The organism is Granulicella sp. S156, assembly GCF_009766105.1.
Classification (GTDB): Bacteria; Acidobacteriota; Terriglobia; order Terriglobales; family Acidobacteriaceae; genus Granulicella.
Map to the genome: position 1 here is coordinate 1 of NZ_LMUH01000009.1, position 24,117 is coordinate 24,117.

The 24,117-nt window shown below is 57.8% G+C and carries 21 protein-coding genes; 12 read left to right on the forward strand and 9 right to left on the reverse strand.

The genetic code is table 11. The annotated features are described in order from the left end of the window. Positions 1-440: 440 nt before the first annotated feature. The 6 genes from GSQ91_RS07635 to GSQ91_RS07660 all read left to right on the forward strand — a co-directional run bounded on the left by GSQ91_RS07635 (position 441) and on the right by GSQ91_RS07660 (position 5,418). Entirely contained in the window at positions 441-1,376 is a 936-nt protein-coding gene (locus GSQ91_RS07635; protein WP_158820773.1) for a D-hexose-6-phosphate mutarotase, read from the forward strand. Positions 1,377-1,642: 266 nt separating this feature from the next. Beyond that, positions 1,643-2,212 (forward strand): nucleoside triphosphate pyrophosphatase, encoded by a 570-nt coding sequence (locus GSQ91_RS07640; RefSeq protein ID WP_158820775.1) that lies wholly within the window; start codon positions 1,643-1,645, stop codon positions 2,210-2,212. Positions 2,213-2,251: 39 nt separating this feature from the next. After that, a complete protein-coding gene (locus GSQ91_RS07645) occupies positions 2,252-2,506 on the forward strand; it encodes a hypothetical protein (protein ID WP_254064413.1) in 255 nt (84 codons plus the stop codon). Next, positions 2,496-2,918: a PIN domain-containing protein gene (locus GSQ91_RS07650; protein ID WP_158820777.1), complete on the forward strand. Its 423-nt coding sequence runs from the start codon at positions 2,496-2,498 to the stop codon at positions 2,916-2,918. The genes GSQ91_RS07645 and GSQ91_RS07650 overlap by 11 nt, the downstream gene beginning before the upstream one ends. A 207-nt stretch (positions 2,919-3,125) precedes the next feature. Beyond that, the gene (locus GSQ91_RS07655) at positions 3,126-4,583 is read left to right on the forward strand and encodes an NHL repeat-containing protein (RefSeq protein WP_158820779.1); all 1,458 of its coding nucleotides are present in this window, start codon (positions 3,126-3,128) and stop codon (positions 4,581-4,583) included. Between the two features lie 70 nt (positions 4,584-4,653). Beyond that, complete coding sequence (locus GSQ91_RS07660; protein WP_158820781.1) at positions 4,654-5,418, forward strand: glycosyltransferase family 2 protein; 765 nt, start codon at positions 4,654-4,656, stop codon at positions 5,416-5,418. Between the two features lie 266 nt (positions 5,419-5,684). On the opposite strand, the gene GSQ91_RS07665 is transcribed toward GSQ91_RS07660, so the two are convergent. Continuing rightward, entirely contained in the window at positions 5,685-6,836 is a 1,152-nt protein-coding gene (locus GSQ91_RS07665) for a PHP domain-containing protein (protein WP_158820783.1), read from the reverse strand. Positions 6,837-7,116: 280 nt separating this feature from the next. Between GSQ91_RS07665 and GSQ91_RS07670 the strand changes: the two genes are divergently transcribed. Beyond that, complete coding sequence (locus tag GSQ91_RS07670) at positions 7,117-7,926, forward strand: hypothetical protein (RefSeq protein WP_158820784.1); 810 nt, start codon at positions 7,117-7,119, stop codon at positions 7,924-7,926. Between the two features lie 22 nt (positions 7,927-7,948). Here GSQ91_RS07670 and nth read toward each other — a convergent pair whose 3' ends face one another. Both nth and GSQ91_RS07680 read right to left on the reverse strand, forming a co-directional pair. Further along, complete coding sequence (nth, locus tag GSQ91_RS07675; protein WP_158820786.1) at positions 7,949-8,719, reverse strand: endonuclease III; 771 nt, start codon at positions 8,717-8,719, stop codon at positions 7,949-7,951. After that, positions 8,716-9,720, reverse strand: coding sequence for an isoaspartyl peptidase/L-asparaginase (locus tag GSQ91_RS07680; protein WP_158820788.1), 1,005 nt, complete (start codon positions 9,718-9,720; stop codon positions 8,716-8,718). The genes nth and GSQ91_RS07680 overlap by 4 nt, the downstream gene beginning before the upstream one ends. 14 nt (positions 9,721-9,734) lie before the next feature. Between GSQ91_RS07680 and GSQ91_RS26210 the strand changes: the two genes are divergently transcribed. Next, entirely contained in the window at positions 9,735-9,887 is a 153-nt protein-coding gene (locus GSQ91_RS26210) for a TIGR03435 family protein (RefSeq protein ID WP_158821325.1), read from the forward strand. A 44-nt stretch (positions 9,888-9,931) separates the two neighbouring features. Here GSQ91_RS26210 and GSQ91_RS07690 read toward each other — a convergent pair whose 3' ends face one another. Both GSQ91_RS07690 and GSQ91_RS07695 read right to left on the reverse strand, forming a co-directional pair. Continuing rightward, a complete protein-coding gene (locus GSQ91_RS07690) occupies positions 9,932-10,615 on the reverse strand; it encodes a hypothetical protein (RefSeq protein WP_158820790.1) in 684 nt (227 codons plus the stop codon). Beyond that, on the reverse strand, positions 10,612-10,944 hold the full coding sequence (locus GSQ91_RS07695) for a PadR family transcriptional regulator (RefSeq protein WP_158820792.1): 333 nt from the start codon (positions 10,942-10,944) through the stop codon (positions 10,612-10,614). The genes GSQ91_RS07690 and GSQ91_RS07695 overlap by 4 nt, the downstream gene beginning before the upstream one ends. A gap of 736 nt (positions 10,945-11,680) precedes the next feature. Here GSQ91_RS07695 and GSQ91_RS07700 point away from each other — a divergent pair. After that, positions 11,681-15,241: a carboxypeptidase-like regulatory domain-containing protein gene (locus GSQ91_RS07700; RefSeq protein ID WP_158820794.1), complete on the forward strand. Its 3,561-nt coding sequence runs from the start codon at positions 11,681-11,683 to the stop codon at positions 15,239-15,241. Between the two features lie 221 nt (positions 15,242-15,462). Here GSQ91_RS07700 and GSQ91_RS07705 read toward each other — a convergent pair whose 3' ends face one another. Continuing rightward, the gene (locus tag GSQ91_RS07705) at positions 15,463-16,878 is read right to left on the reverse strand and encodes a hypothetical protein (protein WP_158820796.1); all 1,416 of its coding nucleotides are present in this window, start codon (positions 16,876-16,878) and stop codon (positions 15,463-15,465) included. 267 nt (positions 16,879-17,145) lie between these two features. Next, a complete protein-coding gene (locus GSQ91_RS07710; protein WP_158820798.1) occupies positions 17,146-17,910 on the reverse strand; it encodes an alpha/beta fold hydrolase in 765 nt (254 codons plus the stop codon). An 800-nt stretch (positions 17,911-18,710) separates the two neighbouring features. Here GSQ91_RS07710 and GSQ91_RS07715 point away from each other — a divergent pair. The 3 genes from GSQ91_RS07715 (at position 18,711) to GSQ91_RS07725 (ending at position 19,935) form a co-directional block, all read left to right on the forward strand. Then, positions 18,711-19,097 (forward strand): DUF2089 domain-containing protein, encoded by a 387-nt coding sequence (locus tag GSQ91_RS07715; RefSeq protein ID WP_158820800.1) that lies wholly within the window; start codon positions 18,711-18,713, stop codon positions 19,095-19,097. Further along, the gene (locus GSQ91_RS07720; RefSeq protein WP_158820802.1) at positions 19,094-19,354 is read left to right on the forward strand and encodes a hypothetical protein; all 261 of its coding nucleotides are present in this window, start codon (positions 19,094-19,096) and stop codon (positions 19,352-19,354) included. The genes GSQ91_RS07715 and GSQ91_RS07720 overlap by 4 nt, the downstream gene beginning before the upstream one ends. Before the next feature lie 104 nt (positions 19,355-19,458). Continuing rightward, entirely contained in the window at positions 19,459-19,935 is a 477-nt protein-coding gene (locus tag GSQ91_RS07725; RefSeq protein WP_158820804.1) for a hypothetical protein, read from the forward strand. Positions 19,936-20,113: 178 nt separating this feature from the next. Here GSQ91_RS07725 and galA read toward each other — a convergent pair whose 3' ends face one another. Both galA and GSQ91_RS07735 read right to left on the reverse strand, forming a co-directional pair. Further along, positions 20,114-22,654: a beta-galactosidase GalA gene (gene galA / locus GSQ91_RS07730; protein ID WP_158820806.1), complete on the reverse strand. Its 2,541-nt coding sequence runs from the start codon at positions 22,652-22,654 to the stop codon at positions 20,114-20,116. Between the two features lie 104 nt (positions 22,655-22,758). Beyond that, the gene (locus GSQ91_RS07735) at positions 22,759-23,895 is read right to left on the reverse strand and encodes a M20 family metallopeptidase (protein ID WP_254064414.1); all 1,137 of its coding nucleotides are present in this window, start codon (positions 23,893-23,895) and stop codon (positions 22,759-22,761) included. Positions 23,896-24,117 lie beyond the last annotated feature (222 nt).

The window sequence follows — 24,117 nt, forward strand, 5'->3', positions numbered from 1 at the left end:
CTGCTCACCCTGTTTAAAACCTACTGCCAACTCTCAAATAACAAAAAAGTCACACGCTCTGAGCGAAGCGGCTCGCGCATTTTGCGAGCCGCGCAGTCGAAGGACCCCGAAACCTCTCGTTCACCGATATGGTGTGGACCTTTTCAATCCCAAAGCCCGTCTGGGAATTTTCGCGCACCCAAAGGATTCAGGGCACGTCTGTGCCACCCATCTCAGCGCCAAAGGCGCGGCTCATACCAGCCCCAGGTACGAAACATAAAAAGGGGTCCCGAGGGCTGAAAGCCTGACTCATCAGCAGGCCACTGACACCCCGAGCCCTCAGACGACGCTAAAAAGGCACGTTTCGTTCCTGTCCGCACCATAAATACCGCCCAGTCAAGCGCATTATGCGCGGCAACTGCCATGCAAACCCTGCACTCATCCAGTTACACTCACAATCGATGCAAACACTCACCGAGCTCAACGACCAATTTGGCATTCCACAGGTCCTTGTCTTTGCCGAGGGCAAAGGCGGTCTCCTCTGCGCCCAGATCACCACCGAAGCCTGCAGTGCGACGCTTTACCTCCAGGGTGCGCATCTTGCGCACTGGCAGCCCGCCGGGCAGAAGCCGGTGCTGTTTCTCAGCGACCGCTCCAACTTCGCCGAGGGCAAGGCGATTCGCGGCGGCGTCCCGGTCATCTTTCCCTGGTTCGGCCAGCGCACCGGCGCACGTACCGACGGCCCCATGCACGGCTTCGCCCGGACGGAGGTCTGGCAGGTCGCCCTCGCGGCCTTCTCCGACAAAGACCTGCACCTGACCCTGACGCTCGGCCCCAGCGACGAGAGCCGCAAGCTCGGCTTCGACCACTTCCGCGTGGCCTACGAGCTGGTGCTCGGCAGCACGCTGACCATGCGGATCAGCGTCGTCAACCACGCGGAGACGCCGCTGCACTTTGAAGAGGCTCTGCACACTTACTTCGCGGTCGGCGAGCCGGAGCATCTGCGGATCTACGGCCTGGGCCACACCGAGTTCCTCGACAAGACCGACAGTTTCAAGCGCAAGACCCAGACCGAAGACGTGTTGACGCTGCACCAGACCACCGACCGGCCATACCTTAACACCACCGCAACCGTCACGCTGGAGGACCCCGACCTCAGCCGCCGCATCGTGGTGGCCAAGCAGGGCTCGAAGACCACGGTGGTGTGGAACCCCTGGTCGCAGGTCGCGGCGACGTTGGCGGACTTTCCTCCCGAAGGCTGGCGCAGCATGACCTGCATCGAGACCGCGAACGCCGCCGACAACGCTCTCACCCTGCAGCCGAAGGAAGCGCATACGATGGAGGCAAAGATCTCCATCGAACCCTTCAGCGGCAGCGCGACGGAACGGCTCCAATAAGGTCTGTTGGAGCCCTGCCGCTGCTTTTGCTTGTTTTTCGTCGTCATCCTGAAGCGTAGCTGAAGGACCCCCGCATTTGTGGTGGTACAGACGCCAAGCGCATCACTAGCTTTGGTTCTGTCCCACCTTGCATCTGTGGTGACAACAATGCGGGGGTCCTTCGCCTATGGCTCAGGATGACGACGAAAAACAAGCAACGGCAAGGACGAAAGACATTCGATAAACATGAGTTTTCAATAGATCCCAAACAAGATTCAAAGGGGCGTATGAACCAACTCATCCTCGCATCAAGCTCCCCACGCCGCCGCGAGTTGCTGGCCAAGGCCGGCTACACGTTCGAAGTACGCGCTGCGGACATCGACGAGAGCCTCCACGCGAGCGAGCTGCCTAAGGACTATGTGCAGCGTCTGGCTCTCGAAAAGGCACAGAAAATAGCCGCGCTGAATCCCGAGGCGGTCGTGCTCGGCGCGGACACCACCGTTGTGGTGGAAGGCGAAGTGTTGGGCAAGCCCGAGGACCACGCCGACGCCGAGCGCATGCTGCGCCTACTCTCAGGCCGCACCCACCAGGTATACACAGGCCTTGCCGTGGTGAAGGGAGCAGAGCATCGCATCCACGTGGAGACAACGGATGTCGTCTTCCGCGACCTCACGGACGAAGAGCTCGCAACCTATCTCGCTTCAGGAGAGGCCATGGACAAGGCCGGAGCCTATGGCATCCAGGGCTACGCCGCACGCTGGATTCCCCGGATCGAAGGCGACTACTTCAACGTTGTAGGCCTGCCGCTCTCCGCAATGGTGGGGCTGTTGGGTGAGAGTGTTTTTAGCGCAGCTTGAGATATAAACGGGTGGGTTTTTAGCTGTCGAGGAACGAAAATGCCATTTTACACGAATTACGTGTACACTATTTTCGTGAAGAACATAACGCTCACAGCCGACGAAAACCTTATCGAGCAAGCTCGTGCAGTCGCTCGTTTACAGCACAAGACACTGAACATTGCTTTTCGCGAGTGGCTGTCTCAATACGCGCTTCAAGATGGAGCTGCGCAAGAGTACGAAGCCTTGATGGCCCGTCTGCGCTATGCCCGATCTACTGGCCCTTATACGCGAGATGAGATGAATGAGCGCTAGGTATTTTCTCGATACCAATGTGCTGGCATATACCTTCGACAATAGGGAGCCGCGGAAAGCACAAGTAGCCGATAGGCTGGTGGCTGAAGGAATACAGCAGCGAACGGGCATTATCAGTTATCAGGTGATGCAGGAATTCCTCAACGTTGCTTTTAAACGGTTCAATCCGCCATTGGCATCGAACGATGCTCAGCAATATCTCTCATCCGTTCTGCGGCGGTTGCTTGCAGTTCAATCGTCCGTGGCGTTATGCAGTGAAGCTCTGCAAATAAGAGATCGCTACCAACTAAGTTGGTATGACTGCTTGATTGTCGCTGCTGCACTTGAAGCCAAGTGCGAGATCCTGTACACCGAAGACCTGCAGCACGGACAGCGGTTCGGTGAGTTGCTCGTCGTGAATCCGTTTCTCTAAGAGTTCTGGTGATTGACGCGCCGTGTTGCGTATTCCTGCAAGGATCTTTTCGATCCTGCATTCCCAACGCCCCCAGCATCCATTTGGTCAGTTGAACCGAACTATCGCTGCTACACTGGGCGACGAACACTTAACAGCACAAAGGGAGATCGCGCCACGACGAAGGCGTTTTTCCGGCAGCACCGCTTCTCGAAGAGGTATCAGGACGTGTCCCTATCTTGTGCGATCGCTTCTCCTCAGCATTCTTCGCAAAGCGATGCAGGTCCGCGCCTCTCACGCTGCTGGCTGGCACTCATAGCACTCTGCCTCGTCGGGTTGGCGCCTGTGGCCATGTACGCACAAGCTGCAGACCCCACGGAAACACCGACCATCGTAGATAGCGGTTTTGTTCCTCAAGGGGTAGCCGTGGACAGCAGCGGCAACGTGTACATCACTGACAGCGTCGGCCGGGTATTGAAGGCGACGCCGTCGGGTGGCATATATATCCCGAGCGTTCTTCCGACCAGTGGCTTGAACGATCCTTATGGGATAGCGGTAGATAGCAGCGGCAATCTCTACATCGCGGACAGTGGCAACAACCGCGTGGTGAAAGAGACGTTGTCCGGCGGCAGCTATAGCCAAAGCAGCATAGGAAGCAAACTGGTTTCTCCTAAAGGAGTGGCCGTTGATAAAAATGGCAACCTCTATATAACCAGTAAAGGACCCATACCCAATATAGGAAACGACGACGTTTATAAAGAGACGCCGTCAGGCAGTGGCTATAAGGAGCTACCAATTTTCGATGGTTTATCCAATCCCTATGGCGTAGCCGTGGATAGCAGCGGCAACGTGTACATCACCAATACCGGAAACAATAGCATTCTGATGGAAACACTATCCGGTAATAGTTATGAGACAAGCATCGTGGTAGTTCATGATGAAGTGAATTCACCCTATGGCGTAGGGGTGGATAGCAGCGGCAATCTCTATGTCGCCGACACGTACAACAACCGCATCGTGAAGGAAGTGCCCCCCGGCATTCCCTATACCCAAAGCGTCGTGGTGATCAATACCAGCTTGAATTTACCGGCAGGCGTAGCGGTAGACAGCAACGACACCCTCTATATCGCGGACACCCAAAACCAACGTGTCTTGAGGCTGCAGACCGAAGAAGGCTTCACCCTAACCAGCACATCTTCCACTTCTCAGGGCGTCTACGACGGCAGCGCCACCGCCAGTTATAGCTTCGCGATTACGCCCGTGGCCGGAGACTACCCGAACCTGATTACGCTCTCGGTAACGGGCCTGCCTACGGGTTTTACGGCAAAGTTCAACCCGGCGACGACCACACCTGGGACGAGCACGGTGAGTTCGCAACTGGTCGTGGAGGACGCCGCTTTGGCATCGGAGCAGCATCAACGTGGCTGGAACTCTCCAGGCAAGGACGCGTTTGGGGCAATCTTCGCCTGCCTCTTGTTGCCGTTATTGGGGATGCGCCGCAAGCTGCGAACTCGCTTGCTGACTCTGCTCCTGCTCTGCGTTGGTCTGACCGCAACCTTCGGAATAACTGCTTGCGGCAGCGGCGGTATACCGCCCGGCCCAGCCGTCAGTTACACCCTGACCGTAACGGGCACGAGTGGCTCGCTGGCGCACTCCACCCCGGTAACCCTGAGTGTGACCCCGTAGCAGGTAGTCTTTTCGATACCTCACCGCAAAATTCAGCGGATTGCAACATTCCTTCAGTACGGTAGTCGTTATGCGACTTAGCTTCGTCATACCTGCGTACAACGAAGAAGCCTATCTGCCGGCGTGTCTGGAGTCCATCCTCGACCAGATCAAAGGTCTCGACAGCCTCACCGAGATCATCGTCGTCAACAACGCCAGCACCGATGCCACTCGCGAAGTCGCCCTCCGTTACCCCGGCGTCATCGTCGTCGACGAGCCGCGCAAGGGCCTCACCTTCGCTCGTCAGGCCGGCTTTGCCGCCAGCTCCGGCGAGCTCATCGCCAACGTCGACTCCGACTCGCGGCTCACGCCCGGCTGGGTCGCCAACGTTCTCTCCGCCTTTGACGCCCAGGTTCCATCCGGTAAGCGCCCACTGGCCGCCTACTCCGGTCCTATCCTCTACTACGACCTCACACCACGGCAGCGCATTCTCGTCCACGTCTTCTACCTGACGGCATGGACGACTTATGCGATGAACCGCTACATCCTGCGCGTGGGTTCGATGGTGCAGGGCGGCAACTTCGTCACTGCTCGCTGGGCACTGGAGGAGATCGGCGGCTTCAATCTTGCGATCAGCTTCTACGGCGAGGACACCGACATTGCGCGCCGCCTGAACGATGTCGGCGAAGTCCGTTTCACCTTCGACCTGAAGATGTTCTCCTCCGCCCGCCGCCTCAAGAAGGAAGGCATGTTGACGATGGCCGCAAGGTACTCCATCAACTATCTCTGGACGACCTTCTTCAAGCGCCCCTACACGCACACGCATATCGACATACGCGAACAGCCTGAAGGCTAGGGGCTCCAGGCAACAACATTGCCGATACGAACACCCGCTATCTCACACAAAGGTCGCAAAGAAAGCCAAGTTCCGCCACGGGTACCGTAGCGAAACTTGGCTCTTTTCTTTGCGACCTTTGCGTCAAGCTGTTGCTTGTTCTTCGAGCTGAAGCTCGAGCGGTATCAATGTGAGTGTACCCAGTGCTACAGGGCTTGACGCCATTTTTTCCCAATAAAAATGGCATTCGCAAGCATTTTCAGAGGGCCAGTGACATTGATACCGCTCTAAACCAGCTCCAGCCCTTGCCGCAGATCGTTGACTCCGGGGAATGCCAGGCTGAGCGGGGCAGCGACGCCACGCTTGCCGAACAGACGCACCAGTTTGATCGCCGTCATGATCGCGGGCGGCGGTGTGCCGCCAACCCAGAGCTGGCTCAACTGCCGCATCTCGCCGTTTTGATCCGGGTGGAAGACGCGATCGTCCCACTTCTGCCAGCCAGGGAGAAACTGCGGGAAGTCGGTGACAGCATTCAGCGTGGACTGCACAATGCGCTGCTCCCAGCGCTGCTGGTACTGGTCCATGAAGTGGACATGGCTGCGGCCCTCAACGCGGATCTCTTCGACGAAATCGTTGAAGTTGGTCGCTGTTGTCAGGTTGACGTTTGCGTTTGGCTCCAGCCCGTGCCGGTCGCCGCCCGAGATCAGCAGGTACCCGAGTTCGCGGCACAGGCGGCCGACTTCGCGGTTCTCCTGCGCATGGCGCAGCCCGTTCAGCTCCAGGGCGTGGATGCAGTTGCCCACCTCGCTCAGGAACCGCAGCATCTCGCTCACGTGCACCGGACCCTTCTTGTGCAGGTCCCAGAGTGGGTGGTTGAACACGATCAGGACATTCGGTTGCTCATGCAGTTCGCGCAGCAGCTCGATCAGCCTGGCGTCGTTCGGAGCTACGGTATAGGCCTCGAAGCGGCTCATCCACTCCGTGCCGCTGCCGCTGGGCAGGTTGTGAATGCCGAGATGAAACACCGTCTGTCCGTAGGGCGCAGACCACTCGACCGACATAGGAATGTGCCGCGACGAGGGCACAGCCCGCAGCAGCAGGGTGCCTTCGAGTGTGTCGTGGTCCGTGATCGAGACCAGCGGATACAGTCCAAGCCGTTGAATCTGTTTGGCCTCAAGGTCGTACGCCATGCGCGGCTGTAGCGGCGGACGCCAGTTGGCGCGGTCGAAGTCCAGCTTCACTCCGTAGAGGTTGTAGGCCTTCTTCTCATAGTGAGCCACAACGCGGCCCACTCCGGGCAGCGCCAATCCCATCGCGTGGATGAAACCCAGCGTCTCCTCCGAACAGCTCGTATGGCTGTGGAGCGAAACGCCTGTCGTAAAGGCTGTAGTGGCTAGCGGCTGCTTCCAGTTCGTCGAGACTTTTGAATGCGGCTGCATGGTCGCTCCTGGCGGCTATGACATGGTTAGTTCTGCCTAAAGATTGCCAGCCAAATGCGAATGCACCGTAATAAGAGCAATAACAGACGTTCAATTTGGCGAAATATGTGCCGAGTTATGTACCCTTTAGCGCAAGTTTCGATTGGAGCGACGCCTCAATGTCTTCAAAATCCCGCAATTCTTAAGGGAGCATTGCGTTGTCACTCGGTTTCGTCTTTGCAGACCTGTTTATAAATTCCATATCTATAGAGCAGACTGAAATACTGTGAGGGGGGACACGATGAAGGGTAAGCAGGCAGTTTTCTTTGTAGTGCTTTTAGTACTCTTCTTTGCCTGCATCTTCAGTCCCTTCTACCTGTCAGACGATCCAGCACAAGCCGCAAACAGTGGCCTGCGCAAGGCGTTGATACCTGTACTGCAGGAGTATCGGAGTCTGCAGGCTCAGGCCGCAGCGGGCAAACTCAGCGGAAAGACAGACCCGGCACTAGCTACAGCGCGACAGCACCTTAACCAGGCAGAACGTTTCGTTCCTCTCTTTGAATCTGAAAATGGAAGGCATGCCAATAACCACGCCGAAGGTGCGCTGGATGCGTACGCAAGAAATGTCGAGGACCTGGCCGAGGCAAAGAAATCGATACAAAGTTCACTTGTTGGCGGCGACTCTACTTCATCCGGGATAGAACTTACCCAGTCGGCAGATAGAGCTCAACGAGACTTCACCATAGCTTCAAACGCCCTCGCAGAGCCTGCGCACCAGGCCTGGGGTGTCACCCTTCAGGGCATCTTATTTCCCTTAGGTTTGATGATCCTCCTTCCCAGCATTTTTCTGGTGGGCTTTGGGCCGAGCGCTATGAGAGCACTGCGTGATCGGGGCATACGGCGAACAGGGGTGCGGATGACGGCCACTGTGATCTCTTCCAGCAAAACAGGGTTGATGGTGAACTATGTGCCGCAATACGAGGTGACCGTCCGCCTGCCAACCGGCGACACTACAAAAGTGATACTGCTGGCCTATGCAGGAGCGCCTCCGGGTATGGAGTTGCAAGTGATCGTGGACCCTGCCAATCCAAGTAAGGCGGTTGTTGTCTAAACCTAAGAGCAAGACGGTAAATTTATGGGACCAGCTTCAACTCTCCCACATTCCGCTTTCCCGTCGGACAGATATTCAGCAGAGGACAAGCCTCGCACTTCGGTTCGGAGAACGTGCACAGCGTCTGTCCATGCAGCTTCACCAACGAGTGGTGCTCGTCGAGCATCTCCGCATCCCAGGTCTCGGGCACGAGGCGCATCAAGCGTTCTTCGGTGATCGCCGTGTCTGCCCGTGGAACAACACATAGCCTTTGCACCACGCGCAAGTGGTTCGCATCGATCGAGATCGCTCGCCGCCGCAGCGTGCTGAAGTTCACCACCGCCGCCGACACCTGCGGCCCTATACCCTCGAACTGCTCCAGCCACGCGCGAATCTTATCCGTGCGATAGCGCGCCAGAAAGTCCAGCGTCAGCGAGCCATAGCGCTCGGTGATGCCCATGAGCGCAGCCTTCAGTCTCGGAGCCTTCACCTCAGGAAATGTAACCACGGCAATCGCGCGCTCGAGTTCTGGAACAGTGGCGTCACGTACCGCCTCCCAGTTGCCGGGCCAGGCGGGGAAGTAGCGCACCAGGTCACGCATCACCTGGTGCGCGGACGGAGTCTTAGTGCGCGAGCTCAGCAGCGAGTAGATGAACTGCGTCAGCGGGTCCCACGGCTCACGCGGCGCGGGCTGTCCATAGTGCCCCAGCAGCAGGCGATGGATATGCGGCAGTCTGTCAGCCTCCTCAGGCGTAAGGGGACGTCGCGGCGGAGTCGCCTGCTCGATCGGTTCGTTGAAGAGTTCCGCGCTCATTCGTTCCGCGTAACCCCCAGCTGCTGTCCCTCGCTCGTCGCCAAACCCCACGCCATGCGCGGCGTATTGTGCGCGAGACCCACCGAGCCATCCGGTCCCATCAGAATGATGCCGCCATGCCCACCCAGCCGCTTAAACAGATACGCAATCGCCTCACTCGCCGCCTGCTGGGGTGTGGCTCCTGCGGCGACGCGGTCCACCGCCCACTTGCCCAGCACCAGCTTCATGATCGGCTCGCCCCAGCCCGTCAGCGACACCGCCGCGCTCTCATTATCGGCATAGCATCCGCAGCCGATCAGGGAGCTGTCGCCCACGCGCCCCGGAGCCTTCGAGAGCGTTCCGCCGGTCGAGGTTCCCGCGGCGAGATTACCGTCCGCATCGATCGCCACTGCGCCCACCGTGTCATGGGAGTGCAGCGTCGGATCCACCACCTGAAACTCCTCCGGCAGCGTCCGCACCGCCGCGGTCATCGCATCGGCATCGGCGGCAACATCATCGCCGCTGAACGTCGTATCCCGCCCGCCCGCAGCCTCGGCGCGCTGAAAGGCCATCAGCCGCTCGCGCTCGCGCGGGACGATCAGTTCGGTGTTATCGACCAGCCGCATACCATGCTGTGTCGCAAACCTCTCCGCACCTGTCCCGACAAAGTACACATGCGGCGACTGATCCAGCACCAGCCGCGCCGCCTGGATCGGATTGCGCAGCCGCTCCACGCAGGCCACGCCCCCCGTGCGCAGGTTAGCGCCGTTCATCAGCAGGGCATCGAGCTGCACACGGCCATCGCGCGTCAGAAAGGATCCCCGCCCCGCGTCGAAGGTATCGTCATCTTCCATCACGGTAACGGCGGCTACGACTGCGTCGACAGAGCTACCGCCGCGCGCCAGCGCATCCCACCCCGCACGCAGGGCATGGCGAATGCCGTTCTCATGGGCGGCAACGGCATCGTCGGGCATAGCCCACGCGCCGCCGTGGATCAAAAGGATAGGAGAGCGTTTCGTCATCGCTCTGTGATTGTATTTGGCGGACGCTCCCGGCGTCCTTATCGGACTCTCTGGGCCTTTCGCTCTTCACGGCAATCCAGGAGCAGATGGGATTGAAGTTGGAGCCGGTGAAAGGGCCAGCCGAAGTGCTCGTCGTCGACCATATCGATCGCCCCTCGGAGGACTAGAGCGGTTTCACGGATCGTGTCGTGTACGGATTAGTGAAACCGCTCTAAGCCGTTCTCGCCAGCCACGCCCGCGATAGACGGCGCCTGCGTGGGGGCCGCTGGGTACGCGGCAGCACAAACCAGATAGCCACAAAGATGCTTGCGGCGAGGGGGATGCTGACGCCGAAGACAGGATGCAGGGTATAGAAATCGTCGCGCGTCACGCTCTGCAGCTCGATTGCCGGATGCCGCAGATACGCTATCAATCCGAGTGTAGCCAGAAAGAGCACATCGAGACTCGCGGACAGACCTTGAAAAAGCCTGAAGCTTGAGAGTTGAGAGATCGTTTCTCGGCGTAACAGTAAAAAGACCAGAAACCCTAGCCAGACAAACGTGACTGCTGGCCCGACTCCTCGCGCAATCTCCTGGAATGAGGAGTATGGCCACGCCACCCGATAATCGGGTATTGCGGCAGAGAACCGGCTCGCTGCAAGTAACCTCCACGCGGGATACAAGGCGCTCCATCCCGCGGAGAAGACCAGCGGCAGCGCATAGGGCCTGGCCCCTTGATAGATTCTTTGGTAGGCGCTGATCCCGATGGCCATCAGAACCTCACGCCAGAACCAGATGCTTGACCGGCCTGATTGCAGCTCTTCGAGCAGATCGCCACACAACGCCTCGTGATCGCAGCCAAAGGTCAAGTGCTCCAGGGACCAGATCGCGAGCGCAACCATCGTTCCTGCTTTCATGCGAGTTCCTCCGGCGTTGGGAGTGACTTCCACAGTTTGTTGAGAACGCTGCGAGTTTCATGAATAGAGCGAAGTCCCTGCTCCGTGAGCCGAAAGTACCGCTTGGCCCTGCCTCCGCGTTCCGGTGTTGCGTCGCCCAGGCTGGACGCGATCAAGCCCTTGCTCTCCAGCCGGTCCAGTGCGGCATAGACGCTTCCGACCGAAACGCGCCGCCCACGCGAGAGCGACAGTTCCCTGGAGAGAGGAACCCCGTAAGCCTCATCTCCCAAACGAAGAATCGTAAGGAGAATCATCAGCTCAAACTCGCCGAGATAGCTATGTTCCGCCATAAGTTCGTTTATAGCGAAGAAATGAAGCGAATGCAATCGAAAAGAAGACTCGGCCACAAATTTTCAGGATGAGGAAGTACGTTCCAGCTGACATGTCATCAAATTCTCTCGCGTAGCGCACAAATTTTTTTGTAGCAAAAATCGGAAGGGCCCGGTTTCAACCAGGCCGTAAAAAGCCGGGCCAAAGGTCCGCACCGCTCTGCCCTGAGCGTAGTCGAAGTGCCAGAGTGGAGGCGCAGCAGCAACGAATGAATTGCCTTTTTCATCCGCTTGAACATTCCTGAAGATGACGCATGCCTTTCCTCTCATACGATCGCCATGTATTGGATGACACGCTCTGGTGACGACTTCTTCTCTGGCTAAAGCCGTCGACAGAATCAAGACAAAATGAAGACAAAATCAAGACAAAGGCTTGTCTTGGGATGAACGGGTTGAAAATTTCGTTTGACAATCACCTTCCCGATTTGTTTTCATTCGCAGCGATCGACAGACACACTCTCATAATGTCTAGATAAACGGTTGTCTTACAAGTTTGCGTTAGGGGCTGCTCGAGGAAGGTTCCTGTCCTTTAGCGGAGTTGCCGGTCTGCGCTCAAAACGAAGGAAGAAGCTCTGCGGGCCCTTTGGTGTGCGATCAAACAGTAAGGGCTTCGGTGCTGAATGTCAGCGCGCGGCTCAAGACATGAACGAAAAAGCGCTGGATAGCGCAGGCAATCGAAAGCATTTTTGGAGGCAACATGAAGCAGTGGATTCGCGCCAGCTTTGGGCTGGAGCAAGCGGATAGGCAGTGTGAGGCAATGAATGGAACAGAAGCACGCAGCAAAGTATTTCTGGCTATTGCTCTGGTGACCCTGTTGTGGCCGGCTCTCACGGCTAAGGCGCAGAATACAAACTCGGGTGACCTTCGCGGCACCGTGACAGACACCACAGGGGCTGTAATTCCCGGAGTAACGGTTCAGGTCAAGGATGTGGACAAGGGTGTCGTCAAGACCTACGTCACCAATGGAGCCGGCCTATACGATACAGGTTCGATCACGCCGGATCACTACCTGCTGACCTTTACCAGGACCGGGTTCGGAACGTTTGTGCGCGGTCCGATTTCGCTGGACGTCTCCGTTCAGACCATCGATGCGCAACTGAAGGCAGGCTCGACGCAGGAGGTGGTGGTAACCACGGATGTGCCGCTGTTGAATACCGAGACCGGCTCGCAGGAGGCTACGCTATCCTCCGAGGTCATGTCGCAACTTCCCCAGACCAATCTGGGTGCGGACTGGGAGATCTTCACCGTACTGCTGCCCGGAGCCGCTGGCGCTCCCGAGAACGCCAGCAGCGCCTCTGACCCAGGTCAGGTAGCGGCCATCAATGGCAACCTGCCCTTCGAGAGCATGCTGGCCGATGGCGCCACCACGACGCTGCCGATGAGCCAGAACTCGGACGTCACGATCTTTGAGACGACCGCCGAGGTCAAGATCAGCACCAACGGCTTCTCGGCGCAGTATGGCCTGGGCGGTATCGTCTACAACCAAATCACCAAGGGCGGCGCCAGCCAGTTCCATGGTGTTGGATACGAGTACTTCGCCAACGACGCCCTCAACGCCAACCCGTATGAGTTCGGCACTCTCGGCGTGACGCTGCCCAAGTTGCGGTACAACAACTACGGCTTTTCCATTGGCGGCCCGGTGATCCCGCACAAGCTCTTCTTTTATTTCGACTTCGACAAGACCATCAACAACAGCTCAAGTATCGGCCATGAGACACTGCCGCTCGGGCAGAACGCGGCCATGGCGAACGGTGACTTTACCGCTCCCGGAATGCCCACGATCTACGATCCCACCACGCAGACGATTCAATACACCGGTAGCCACACGTATACGGTCGCTGGCGGCAATCCGGTCACCCAGCAGTGCCCCTGCGTCATCCGCCAGTCCTTCGCGGACGAGTATCACAATGGCAACCGCATCCCAGCCAGCATGATCAACCCAGTCTCGCAGAACTTCCAGACCCTTCTGCAGACCTTTGGCAACAACGCGGTACAGCAGCCCTCCAATGTTGGCGCCTCGGCGATCGTCCAGGGCGTTGTCACCAACAACTATGCGTATAGCGCCCCCAGCATTAATCCCTTTACCAAGTACTTCGGCCGCCTGGATTACGACATCAACTCCAAGAACCGGCTCACCATCTCGCAGACGGAGAGCGACAACCCGGGGATCAATTACGGACAGGATGTCTGTCCCCTCAACTGCGAAACCGAAGACGTAAGCCGTGAAAACGCTCAGATCTCGGATGTTTGGAGTTTCAGTTCAACATTCCAGAACGAAGCGCGCTTCGGCTTTACCGATCAGTTGAACTTCTTTAGCCCGTCGACCCAGGGCAAGGGCTACACGGCCAAGCTGGGGTACCAGTTAGCCAAAGCGGATGTGATCCCACAATTCTCTTTCGGTAGCCAGATGCAGGGCTTTAGTACCGGCAATACCAGCCCATTTATCTACAAGGAGTTCGTTTACGATCCTTCCGACGTGATCACGCTGATTCGTGGCAACCACGTCCTGCACTTCGGCGGCGAGTTCCTGATCAGCCTCGCCGATTCCACACAATATAACTATCTGAACCCAGGCACCCCGAGCTTCAACGGTCAGTACACCGCCTCGGGCGGCCAGATTACGGCGACAGCCGGCACAGGAGACGGCTTCGCGTATGCAGACTTTCTGCTCGGCCAGATGAACAGCTACAGCGCCAGTGTGACGCCGGAGTATGGCGCCCGGACCAAGAGCCCGCAACTGTTCCTGCAGGACGACTACAAGTTGCGTTCCAACCTCACCGTCAACCTCGGTCTGCGCTATCAGATCCACACCGGCTGGAACGAGGTCAAGGGCAATGAGACGGTCTTCGATCCCACCGTGGCAAATCCCGCCGGTGGCCTTGGTGCCATGTGGTACGGCTTCAGCAAGGCCAATGGCCGCGGCCAACTGATTGCGCCGGACTACAACATCTGGCTCCCACGCGTTGGCTTTAGCTGGCAACCCATCAGAAATACCGTCCTTCGTGGCGGCTGGGGTATCTATACCTCAACTCTCAGCCTCGATACCTATGGCTCCGGCATGGGAGCTGCCTTTGGCAGCAGCGGCAATGTCAACGACACAACCAGCGGCATCTGCCCGATCGCGCAGATCGACAGCAACGGCAACTCCCCCGATACTACTGACCCCGGCTGCGGTGTCGTCGCCAACGGCACGAACTTCAATACCTTGTCGCCAAATGCCGCGTATCTGACGGCGCCGACCACTGCCGATGCGCGCAATGGTCAGGACACAAATTACAACCAGAACCACACGCCCCTGCCTAGGAACTACCAATGGAATCTGTCGTTGGAAAACCAGTTAGGTCAGAACTATGTGGCTACGATCACATATGTGGGTAACCATGGAGCCGATCTGAGCTTCCCGGTGGACATCAACCAGGTTCCTGAAAGTCAGCTCAGTGCCAATGACCTCGGGAATAAACCATATCCGCTATTCAATACGATTACGGGAAGCACCAACAATGCTATCTCCAACTACAACGCTCTGCAGGTGCAGGTAACCAAGCGCCTGATCCAGGGTTTTCAGTTCAACGTCAACTACACCTGGTCGCACTTCATGGATGATCTGGACTCGTCCGGCTGGGGCTCTCGAGAGGGTTACCAGAACTACCAGAACGCGTTCAAACCCTCTGACAACTACTCCAACAGCAACTTCGACATCCGGAACATGTTCAAAGGGCAGGCCATCTACGAGCTTCCTTTTGGCAGAGGAAAGCAGTTCCTGAACAAGAACCTGTTGCTGGACGAAGTGCTGGGCGGATGGCAGGCCTCCGGCGTATGGGTGGTTGAAGGTGGCAACCCCATGGGCATCACGACAGGTGGCAACAACAGCTCGAACAACCAGTCCGGCTCGTATACCCAGGAGGCGAATCTGATTGGCAATGTCAATCTGCCCGGCAGCACGAAGTCCCGCCTCAGGGAGTGGTACAACATCAGTGCTCTGGCAGTGCCGGCTCCGTACACCTATGGCAACTTCCTCAGGAACACCGTCTATGGTCCTGGAGTTGTGAACATAGCGGCTTCTCTGGGCAAATCGTTTGACGTCTGGCCATCCCGCGGAGTGAAGCTTCTGTTCCGCGCAGATGCTGGAAACGTCTTCAACCACGCCAGCTTCGGCCAGCCTGGAAACAATGCCATCGGGCCTGGAGCGACTGCTAATATCACCAGCACAACGGTCGGTGGCAGACAGATCCAACTCTATGGTCGAGTCTCGTTCTAACCGGCAAACCGGAACCAACCCAGGGGCGGCGGCGAAAGCTGCCGCCCTTATTTCATCTACTCCCAAATCTTTCATCTCGACCGAAGTGCGGGGTGCAAGTATGACGGCTTCATGTCATGCGTAGCGTCAAGACCTGCATGTTGCAGAGCGCGATGCAAATGTTTGTGGCGCGCTTTGCGTCAAGACCTGCAGCTTGCCTGTACCGGTGCTAATGCGACTGCTTACGGAACAAGCTCGAAATGCTGCACCGCGATATGCGCTCCCGCCAGCATCCTCTCCCAGGATGGTTTAATGGCCACGGTGATCTCGTCGAACTGTCTTCCGCGGGCGCTGGGCGGAATGGGGAAGTTGAGCGTTTCATCGACCGGGGGACGACCCAGAGTGATGTGCTTGCCTTCGCTCGAAGGAACAACCAGCGTTCCCAGAGACTGCGTGAAAGATTCCTTCCCAGTGGTGCGCGTCAGCAGAACCTCTATGGAAATCTCACCCGCTCGGTCATCCGCATTCTGGATCGCCAGGCGAAGAACTCTGCAGCAGGACATCTCTATCGGATTTCCCAGATATTGGTGAGCCTCCATCTTCAACTCTTGAAGATCGGTGGAGTGGATATTCACCTTGGTAGGCTCGCCATGAACGACGCGCGCATTGTCTCTCGGGCGGTGATCCGGTGCCTTGAAGTACCAGTACGCTCCATCGAAGGGAATGATCGTAGGCGCGGTTCGAACGCTGCTGAAAGAGTTTTGGTTGACCGGAGCTGGAGGGACAGTCTTTTCGCGGGGCTTTGGAGGCAGGATGAGAATGAACCCGGAGTAGCCTCCGTAGGTCTGGCTTTTCGCATTGGTTTTGGGGTGAGAGCCTGGAGCATCGACCTGAGGTATCCGCAGCAATCCTTTCAATCTCTGCAATCCTTCGGTAAAGGGGCCTGGCCGCAGGAAGGGAATAAGCACAACTCCCGTCAATAAAAACACCAGCAGGGAGCCGATCACGAGAGAGCGTTTCGATACCTGAGTCCTGCGAGCGGCATCCTCGGAGCGAGACCTTATCGGAAGGGCCCATAAGAGCAGCACAGCGCAGAGAGCGAAGAGCCCTCCAGCCCACAACGGATAGCCGAGCAGCAACGCTGCTGCACCCGCCTCCAGGGCGATGGAGGTAAGCGCAGCCGGAAGGACGCTGCGCAAAAGAGACGGCGGCTCCTGCAGATGGAAGAGGCTCAGTGTATCCGCAGTTTGAAGCGGAGCCGAGGCTTGTTTCTCTACGCTAGACCTCCATCGCATAAGAAACAAAACGGCAAAGACCGAGATCAGGGGCGGCACGAACGCCGCGCAGATCGAATGCTCTTTGATCAGCAGGACCAGCAGTGGCAGCCACGCGGGTGACATCCAAAAGCCCAGAATAAGAGGGCGGAACGGAATCTCTATGTGCTCGCGAAACACCCTGCAAATGGCCCAGACGGCCAAAGCATGGACAGCCGCCGCCAGCAGCACATACACGAACGCAGAACCCAGCAGGCTTAGCCACGTAAGCGAAGGTCGTGCGGGCAATGTGCAGAACAGGTAGGCGACCGCACCCGTCAGCAGCAGGCTCCCAAGCAGCGGGAGAGTAACCGGAGCTAACGTCTGAGAGGTCTCTTCTGCCACGGCCACCTGGCTCCTAAAGGAGAATCATCCGTTCGAACTCGACGAGACAGGAGACGTCTCTCAATATCTTCGTTTATAGAGAAGAAATCACAGGAAAGCAATGTGAGAATAAAAAAGAGGCAGTTCTATGCCTTCGGCGGGGGAAAATCCGCTAGAGCGGTTTCACAACAAGTATTTGCAGAAGCTGACGAGGTTTGCGTGGTTTTCCCCCAGAAAAACCATGTGCATCGCCTTTTCCGGGGCACACTTATTGTGAAACCGCTCTAGTTATATCCGCACGCACTGATCACGATCAGTAGCTTCTGCGATCAATGGTTCTGATCCAACTTGTGTGACTACATCTCGTATAGCGTCAGCGATCGCTTCCGGCTTCTGCCGATGCATCATATGACCTGAGCCTGCTACCAATCTGTACTCCCCGTACCTGGACCGCCTTGCGAGGTCAACCTGGAAGCTATGCCATTCATAGTTGATGGCGTCCACCTGCCGCTGAGTCATGCTGGGAAATGCCGAGAGTGGAATCTTTTCTGAACGTTCCAGATCGATCAGAGGTATATCCGCACGCCAGGTAAGCCTCTGATGGTCCGGAAGAAAGCCGTTGTCCCGCAGAAATGCGGGATTATTCCAGTTCGGGTCCATCTGTGGTGAGATGGCCGCATCGCGCCACTCCATCTCCTCGTGCGAGGAGTCAACGAAAACGAGTCCACCGACCTCATGCGGATACTGCTGCTGATAACGCCGTACCAAAATGCCACCAGCTGAAGCTCCCACCAGCACATACGGCTGCTTCAGACCCGCAGCCTGGAAAAGGCTGTGCATCTCCGAGACAACCTGATCGATGGAACGGGACTGCGGGGACTCTTGGACGTGATCGCTACGGCCAGCCCCGATCGCATCGTAACTGCATACTCGAATCGAGGAAGGTAATTTCTGTTGTACCAGCGCCCATGAGTCGGCCGTGCCAAGCCCTCTTCCACTTGCCAGAATCACGATAGGTCCGGCATTCGGATCCCCTGAACATTCGAGAAACATCTTATGTCCATTCGGAAGTTGAACCAGATCACCCGATGTTGGAGCTGGCGGAGAGCTTTGTAGGGTAGATCCCTCCTGCGAAAACGCATGGACAACAGGAGAAGGCCCAATGGAGTAGAAACCGAAAGCAGCACCAACGGTTAAGCCACTAGCCAGCACACTAGCGGCGAACAGGAGGCGGAGTCGGGCTGCATAGTGTGAGCGTGGGTTAGCAAGGGCGATTGTCTCGGCTAGAAAGCCAGACCAAACTCTCGCAATAGCGCTTGGGCCTTCACTCCAGGCATCCCTGAGTTCCTCTCGAAACACCTCACGTACTTCATCTCCGTATCGAGCCAATAGCTCATCACTTTGAAACGTGAGAAGACAGTCGAACAAACAGCAGTGCGCTTGATACAGGCGATTCATCTCTGTTCTCCGATTCTTAATACCCGTTCCATGATCTGCGGCTCAACTCTGGTCAATTGTGTCTCTGCTGCGTCAATGACTCGCGCTATGTAGATTGCTACTTTATGAGTAGCAATCTACATAGCACGAGTCGACAAGGTCAAGAGCAAAGGCCTGGAGAGTCCCATAAGGATACGAAGAGCGTCAGGGGGTGAACTCGCTAGTCTGCGACGAGAGGCCTTCTCCCACTGCTTCCGGTACGCCGCCTTGAATCGACTCAGCCGCAGCCTCCCGAAGTCTCGAGAGTTTGTTGCTTTTCGAGGGTATAAAGTTAAATAAATTACAAAAACATCTTGTTTAAATTAACTAATTTGATTATTGTCGATTTTGTGCTCGAGAAATGAGATCGGCAAACTATGGATTCCACCCCCAAACCTGCTTCCGACTGGCAAGACCTGCTCCGCATCGCCCAGGGTAGCCCGCTCCTCATCGAGCGCGTCTCTATCCCGGAGAAAGGAATCGCTGTCGAAGGCCAATTCACCCTCCCCGAGCTTGCCCGCCTCAGTCTGGAAGACCAGGTCTTCGTCGTCGCCTTCCTTCGCTCTCATGGCTCGATCAAGGAGATGGAGCAGACCTTCGGCGTCAGCTACCCCACCATCAAGGCCCGCCTCAACCGCATCTCCGGCCAGCTGCAATTCATTGAAACCAACCCGTCTCCATCCCGCGCGGAAGTGCTGGAACGGCTCAAGGCCGGCGAAATCACCGCCGACGAAGCTATCCGCGCACTGGAGGCCCTCAAGTGACTCCCAACTTCGCCGTCCTCGGCATTGCAACCCCAACCCGGCACATGCCGCGCCTATGGATCCCTCTCTTCCTACTCTGGATTCCGGTCGTCCTGCTGTCACCCCTCATTTTCCTGACGCTGGCCGCTGTCGCGATCGTCACCCGCACCACCGTCTGGCGCTTGATCTCCCTTTGCTGGGGCATCCTCTCTGGCCTGCCTGGCACTGATGTGCGCGTGCATGCAGACGGCAACCACGTCCTGGTCCGCGTTCTTTAGCTCCAAGCTCCTCGGGCGCCCCACCCTAGCCGCGTTCTTGTTTTTGGCGGCCAGGGTGGATAGCACGACCCTCAACGCCTAACCGCTTTCCACGGAGGAACACCATGAACGAAAATCGCCGCCAAATTCTGGAGATGCTCTCCACCGGCAAAATCACCGCTGATGAAGCCGAACGGCTCATCGCCGCCCTCGAGTCCGGCCCGGCCACCACTGTGGGAGAGCACATGAGCTCGATCCCCGGCTCCAACGGAGCCGCCGCCGGCACCGTCAAAACCCGTGCCAAATATCTCCGCGTCCTGGTCGAGGCCGACGAGCAGATGACCGGCAGGAAAGGTCCCACCTCGGTGAACGTTCGCGTGCCCATGCAGCTGCTCCGCGCCGGAGTGCGTTTGGCCAGCCTCATCCCCGCGCAGGCGCACAGCCAGCTCGACGAAGCGCTGAACCGCCACGGCGTCCCGCTCACCCTCTCCCAGATCAAGCCCGAGAATCTCGAGGAGCTGATCGACCATCTCGAAGACCTGACCGTTGATGTCGACTCCCGGGACGTGGGAACAGCGAAAGTCCGAGTCTTCTGCGAGTAGCCCGTGACTGGAATTCACAGGATGATTCAAGCGAGTTCGGAAGAGGAAGTGTCGAAAGAGGAGATGAGCTTGCTTCAGGCGAAGATTGCATGCCTGCAACAGCTCATCTCCGAATTGCTTCTGAAGAACCAACGGCTCCGGGAAGCACTAGTAGACAGAAAAACTTAATACACCGGTTCTAGATCTCCGGCCGCAGCTCAACCTTCTTCGTTGCAATCGCCAGCTTGACGCTAGGCAGCTTCGGCCCGGGCCACTCTTCGGCATAGGCCTCGACAACGATCTGCCCCGGAGTCTTGCTCGCCTGCACAATCACCTGCGCCAGTCCATTGAAGAGGCTCCGCTTCGGCTCTTTGTCTGACTCCTGGCAGTTCGGGTCGCCGTTGCCGACACCCAACAGAGCGCCATCGCCTGTGATCTTGAAGACGATCTTATTGTCCGCAGTCGGCACAGCGCGACCTTCTTTATCGAGCACCTCGACGCGCAGGACCGCAATGTCGGCTCCATCCGCATCGATCTCCAGGCGATCGGCTGTGAGCTTGATCGACTCCGGCTTTCCGGTAGTCTGCCGTTTCTCCACCAGAATGACCTTGCCGTTCTTACTGCCTCGGGCCTCGATCACACCGGGTTCATACTTCACCTTCCACTCCAGATGCGTCAGTGGCACTACCTTCTGGCTGCCCTGACTTTGTCCATTGAGAAACAGCTCTACCTCATCCGCATTCGAATGCACCCACACTGAGACGGGCTCGCCCAGACGCTCCTCCCAGTTCCAGTGCGGAAACAGATGCAGCACCGGCTCGCTGCCCCACCAGGCCTTGTAGTAGAAGAAGCTGTCCTTCGGAAATCCGCACATATCGACGATGCCGAACTGCGAGTTGATCGAGGGCCAGCCGTACGGCGTTGGCTCACCACGATAGTCGAAGCCGGTCCACGCGAAGCCGCCGGCCAGCCACTCACGCTCCGCATAGTACTTCCACCACTCCTCGGCCAGCTCCGCCCACGCGGGATGGTTCACATCGTAAGCGCTAACCCAGTTGCGCAGCTTGTCCGTCGAGTAGATGCCGCGCGTCGACACCGCACTCGCAGTCTCCGAGCCGATAGTCAACGCATGAGGATGTGTCTTGCGATACGTATCCGGCGCGGACGGCTGGTTCGGTTTGGTCAGCAGGCCCAGGTTGTAGTTGAACCCCACCACATCCAGCGCATTCACGACACCTTTCTCATATCCTCCATTGTCCGCAGCAGTACATAGCCGGGTTGGATCCAGCTCATGGCTGCGCCTCACCATCGCCCCCACAATGCGCTCTCCCTGATCCGCTAAGTCGCCTTGCAGATGCCACTCTTCGTTGCCCATCGACCACAGGATGATCGAGGGTGAGTTGCGATAGCGCTTCACCATCGCCTCAAGCTGCGCCAGGCCCTCGTCATTGGAGCTCATCATGCGCGTCTCGCACATCATCATCATGCCCATGTGGTCGCAGGCCTCTACCCACTCCGGCGTCGGCATATTGTGTGAGGTGCGAACCGCGTTCGATCCCATCTCCTTCAGCACCGCCAACCGATACCACTGCAGACGATCCGGCAGCGCTGCGCCTACACCTGCGTGGTCCTGGTGGTTGCACGTTCCCTTGATCTTGACGGACTTGCCGTTGAGAAAAAATCCCTTGTCGGCATCGAAACGTATCGTGCGGACGCCGAAGCTGACCTGCTCTGCATCGGTGGTCTTTCCGTCAGATACAACCGTAACCACCGCCGTATAGAGCGTTGGTGTCTCCAGCGACCACAGCGTGGGCTTGGCGAGTTTCACGCTCGCCGTAAAGTTCGCGGAAGCATCTGCTGCAATCGTCTGTGCCGCCGCCTCTCCCGTGGCCACGGTCTTCTTCGCCGCATCTAGGATCTTCCACTGAACGCGACATGCCGTCGCCTGCTTGCCCTGGTTCTGTACGACGGTTCCCAGGTTCAGCGTGGCGTTATCGCCGTGCACTTCGCTACGGACAAAGCTCTCCCACCGGCCCAGATGCAGCGCCTCGGTCTTCGTAAGCCACAGGTGCCGATAGATCCCCGCGCCCTCATAGAACCAGCCATCGCCAAAGCTCGCATCCATACGCACGACGAGGTAGTTCTTGCCGCCATAGATCAGAAAGTCCGAGAGGTCGAAGCTGAACGGCGCATACCCGTTGTCGTTGCGGCCGATAAAGAATCCGTTGAGGAAGACCAGCGCACTGCGAAAGGCGCCATCGAACTCCAGGGAGATCCTGCGCCCCGAATCTTCTTTAGGAATCTCGAACGAGCGCCGGTACCAGCCGACGCTGGTCTCGGGATACCTGCGTCCCAACGGCTTGTAGCCGTGGCCCTGGAGCGCCTCGTCGTCGACAAAGGGCAGTTCGACCGCCCAGTCGTGTGGCAGATTCAGCGACTTCCATTTGGAGTCGTCGAACTTCTCCTTCGCAAAGCCAAAGTCGCCCGACTTGGCAAAGTCCCCCTGGTCAGCTCCAAAGCCCAGGTCATGGGAAGGATCATTGCCATTGCCCTGAAAAAACTTCCACCCAAAGTCCAACAACAGTCGCTCCCGCGGCGCCAAAGCAGCCAGCGATCCTGCAGAAGTCTCAGCTGCGGCAAACAGAGTCTCGGCACGGGCGACAGCAGAGTTGGCCACAAGGGAAGTAGCAGACAGGGCAATTCCAGAACGAAGCAGCTCACGGCGAGTGAACACAGGCATTAGGGATCCTTGACGACTGTGTCTCGCTTACGCAGCACACACAGCGTAGATTTTTAAGACGATCCATCATCCCAAGAAAACGGTTACTCGTAAAGCGCCGCTTTTTATTCGGCCCCTGCGATCATCCCCGCCAGCAACGTCGTCCGCTCCACCAAGTGTGCCTTCACCACATGTTCATGCGCGGCATGGGCGCCTGCTCCCACCGCCCCCATCCCGTCGAGCGTCGGCACCCCGAGGGCAGCGGTAAAGTTCCCATCCGACCCGCCTCCGGTCGAGGCCTCGTCCAGCACAAACCCCATCTCGTCCGCCAGCTTCCTGGCCAGACGAAACAGCGCCACCGTCCCCGGCTTGCGCTCCATTGGAGGCCGGTTGATGCCGCCCGTTACCGTCAGCTTGCATCCTTTGTCCGTAACCTTCAACGATCGGAAGAGCCTCTCCACACGCGCTGCGTCGCTCGCCTTCGCGATTCTCACATCCACCTCGGCCATGCACTCCGCCGCAATCACGTTCGATCGCGTCCCCCCTGCGATCACCCCTGCATTCACCGTCAGGCCCTTGTTCAGGTCCGTAAATCCCGCCACCGTCTGCACCAGCCGAGCCATCTCCAGCACGGCCGAGTGCCCACACTCGAAGTCGACGCCGCTGTGCGCTGCCACACCCTGCACCTTCAAACAGTAGTTCCCAATGCCTTTGCGTGCCGTCTTGTAAGCCAGACCCTGCGCGGGTTCCAGCACAAACACCGCCGAACACTCCTGCGCGATCTTCTCGGTGATCGGCCGCGATACTGTGCTGCCCACCTCCTCATCACTATTCAGCAGCAGAGTCACAGGCCTCCCCACTCCGAGCGCGTTCAATGCCGTAAGCGCCTCCAGGGCCATCACTACCCCGGCCTTCATATCCACCACACCCGGCCCAAAGATTTTGCCTTCAGCCTCCCGCCACGGCATCTTCGCCAGCGTTCCCATCGGCCAGACCGTGTCCGTATGCCCAAGCAGCAACACCCGCCCACGCTTGCTCTTCGTCGGCCCAAAGCGCAGCTCCAGCACATCGCCAAACTTCTTCTGCCGATGCCGCTTGACCTTGCCGCCCATCGCCTCAACCCAGCCCGCGACAAGCGCCCCCGCACGATCTACGGCAGCCTTATCCTCACTGGGAGACTCAATCTCCACCAACTCCCGTAGCCGCTGTAGCAGCCGCTGCTCCTCAGCCCCCACCACCTTCTGAATATTCACCATCGTCATAGCTTCTACGCTACCGCGTTCCTCTATGTCCTTGCAGTCATTGATATCTGTTTTTCGTCGTCATCCCGAGGCGTAGCCGAAGGACCCCCGCATTGGTGCTACCTCAGCGTGAAGGCTAAGGTTCGCGGTGTCGCGATCATCCCTGTACCAAACTCCTCAACTGTGTCCAAATAACCACACTCCAATCCCGTCCCCCCGTTGTAGCCTGTGTCTTTACTGCAA

Excerpts from the sequence above, each read along its gene's own strand:
- nth (WP_158820786.1), bottom strand. The coding sequence starts at position 8,719 with ATGAGCGCGGAACTCTTCAACGAACCGATCGAGCAGGCGACTCCGCCG.
- GSQ91_RS07665 (WP_158820783.1), bottom strand. The coding sequence starts at position 6,836 with ATGCAGCCGCATTCAAAAGTCTCGACGAACTGGAAGCAGCCGCTAGCC.
- GSQ91_RS07735 (WP_254064414.1), bottom strand. The coding sequence starts at position 23,895 with ATGACGATGGTGAATATTCAGAAGGTGGTGGGGGCTGAGGAGCAGCGG.
- GSQ91_RS07695 (WP_158820792.1), bottom strand. The coding sequence starts at position 10,944 with ATGGCGGAACATAGCTATCTCGGCGAGTTTGAGCTGATGATTCTCCTT.
- GSQ91_RS07640 (WP_158820775.1), top strand. The coding sequence starts at position 1,643 with ATGAACCAACTCATCCTCGCATCAAGCTCCCCACGCCGCCGCGAGTTG.
- GSQ91_RS07710 (WP_158820798.1), bottom strand. The coding sequence starts at position 17,910 with ATGTTTCTCGAATGTTCAGGGGATCCGAATGCCGGACCTATCGTGATT.
- GSQ91_RS07725 (WP_158820804.1), top strand. The coding sequence starts at position 19,459 with ATGAACGAAAATCGCCGCCAAATTCTGGAGATGCTCTCCACCGGCAAA.
- GSQ91_RS07670 (WP_158820784.1), top strand. The coding sequence starts at position 7,117 with ATGAAGGGTAAGCAGGCAGTTTTCTTTGTAGTGCTTTTAGTACTCTTC.
- GSQ91_RS07715 (WP_158820800.1), top strand. The coding sequence starts at position 18,711 with ATGGATTCCACCCCCAAACCTGCTTCCGACTGGCAAGACCTGCTCCGC.
- GSQ91_RS07645 (WP_254064413.1), top strand. The coding sequence starts at position 2,252 with ATGCCATTTTACACGAATTACGTGTACACTATTTTCGTGAAGAACATA.
- GSQ91_RS07660 (WP_158820781.1), top strand. The coding sequence starts at position 4,654 with ATGCGACTTAGCTTCGTCATACCTGCGTACAACGAAGAAGCCTATCTG.
- GSQ91_RS07680 (WP_158820788.1), bottom strand. The coding sequence starts at position 9,720 with ATGACGAAACGCTCTCCTATCCTTTTGATCCACGGCGGCGCGTGGGCT.
- GSQ91_RS07635 (WP_158820773.1), top strand. The coding sequence starts at position 441 with ATGCAAACACTCACCGAGCTCAACGACCAATTTGGCATTCCACAGGTC.
- galA (WP_158820806.1), bottom strand. The coding sequence starts at position 22,654 with ATGCCTGTGTTCACTCGCCGTGAGCTGCTTCGTTCTGGAATTGCCCTG.
- GSQ91_RS07690 (WP_158820790.1), bottom strand. The coding sequence starts at position 10,615 with ATGAAAGCAGGAACGATGGTTGCGCTCGCGATCTGGTCCCTGGAGCAC.
- GSQ91_RS07650 (WP_158820777.1), top strand. The coding sequence starts at position 2,496 with ATGAGCGCTAGGTATTTTCTCGATACCAATGTGCTGGCATATACCTTC.
- GSQ91_RS07700 (WP_158820794.1), top strand. The coding sequence starts at position 11,681 with ATGAAGCAGTGGATTCGCGCCAGCTTTGGGCTGGAGCAAGCGGATAGG.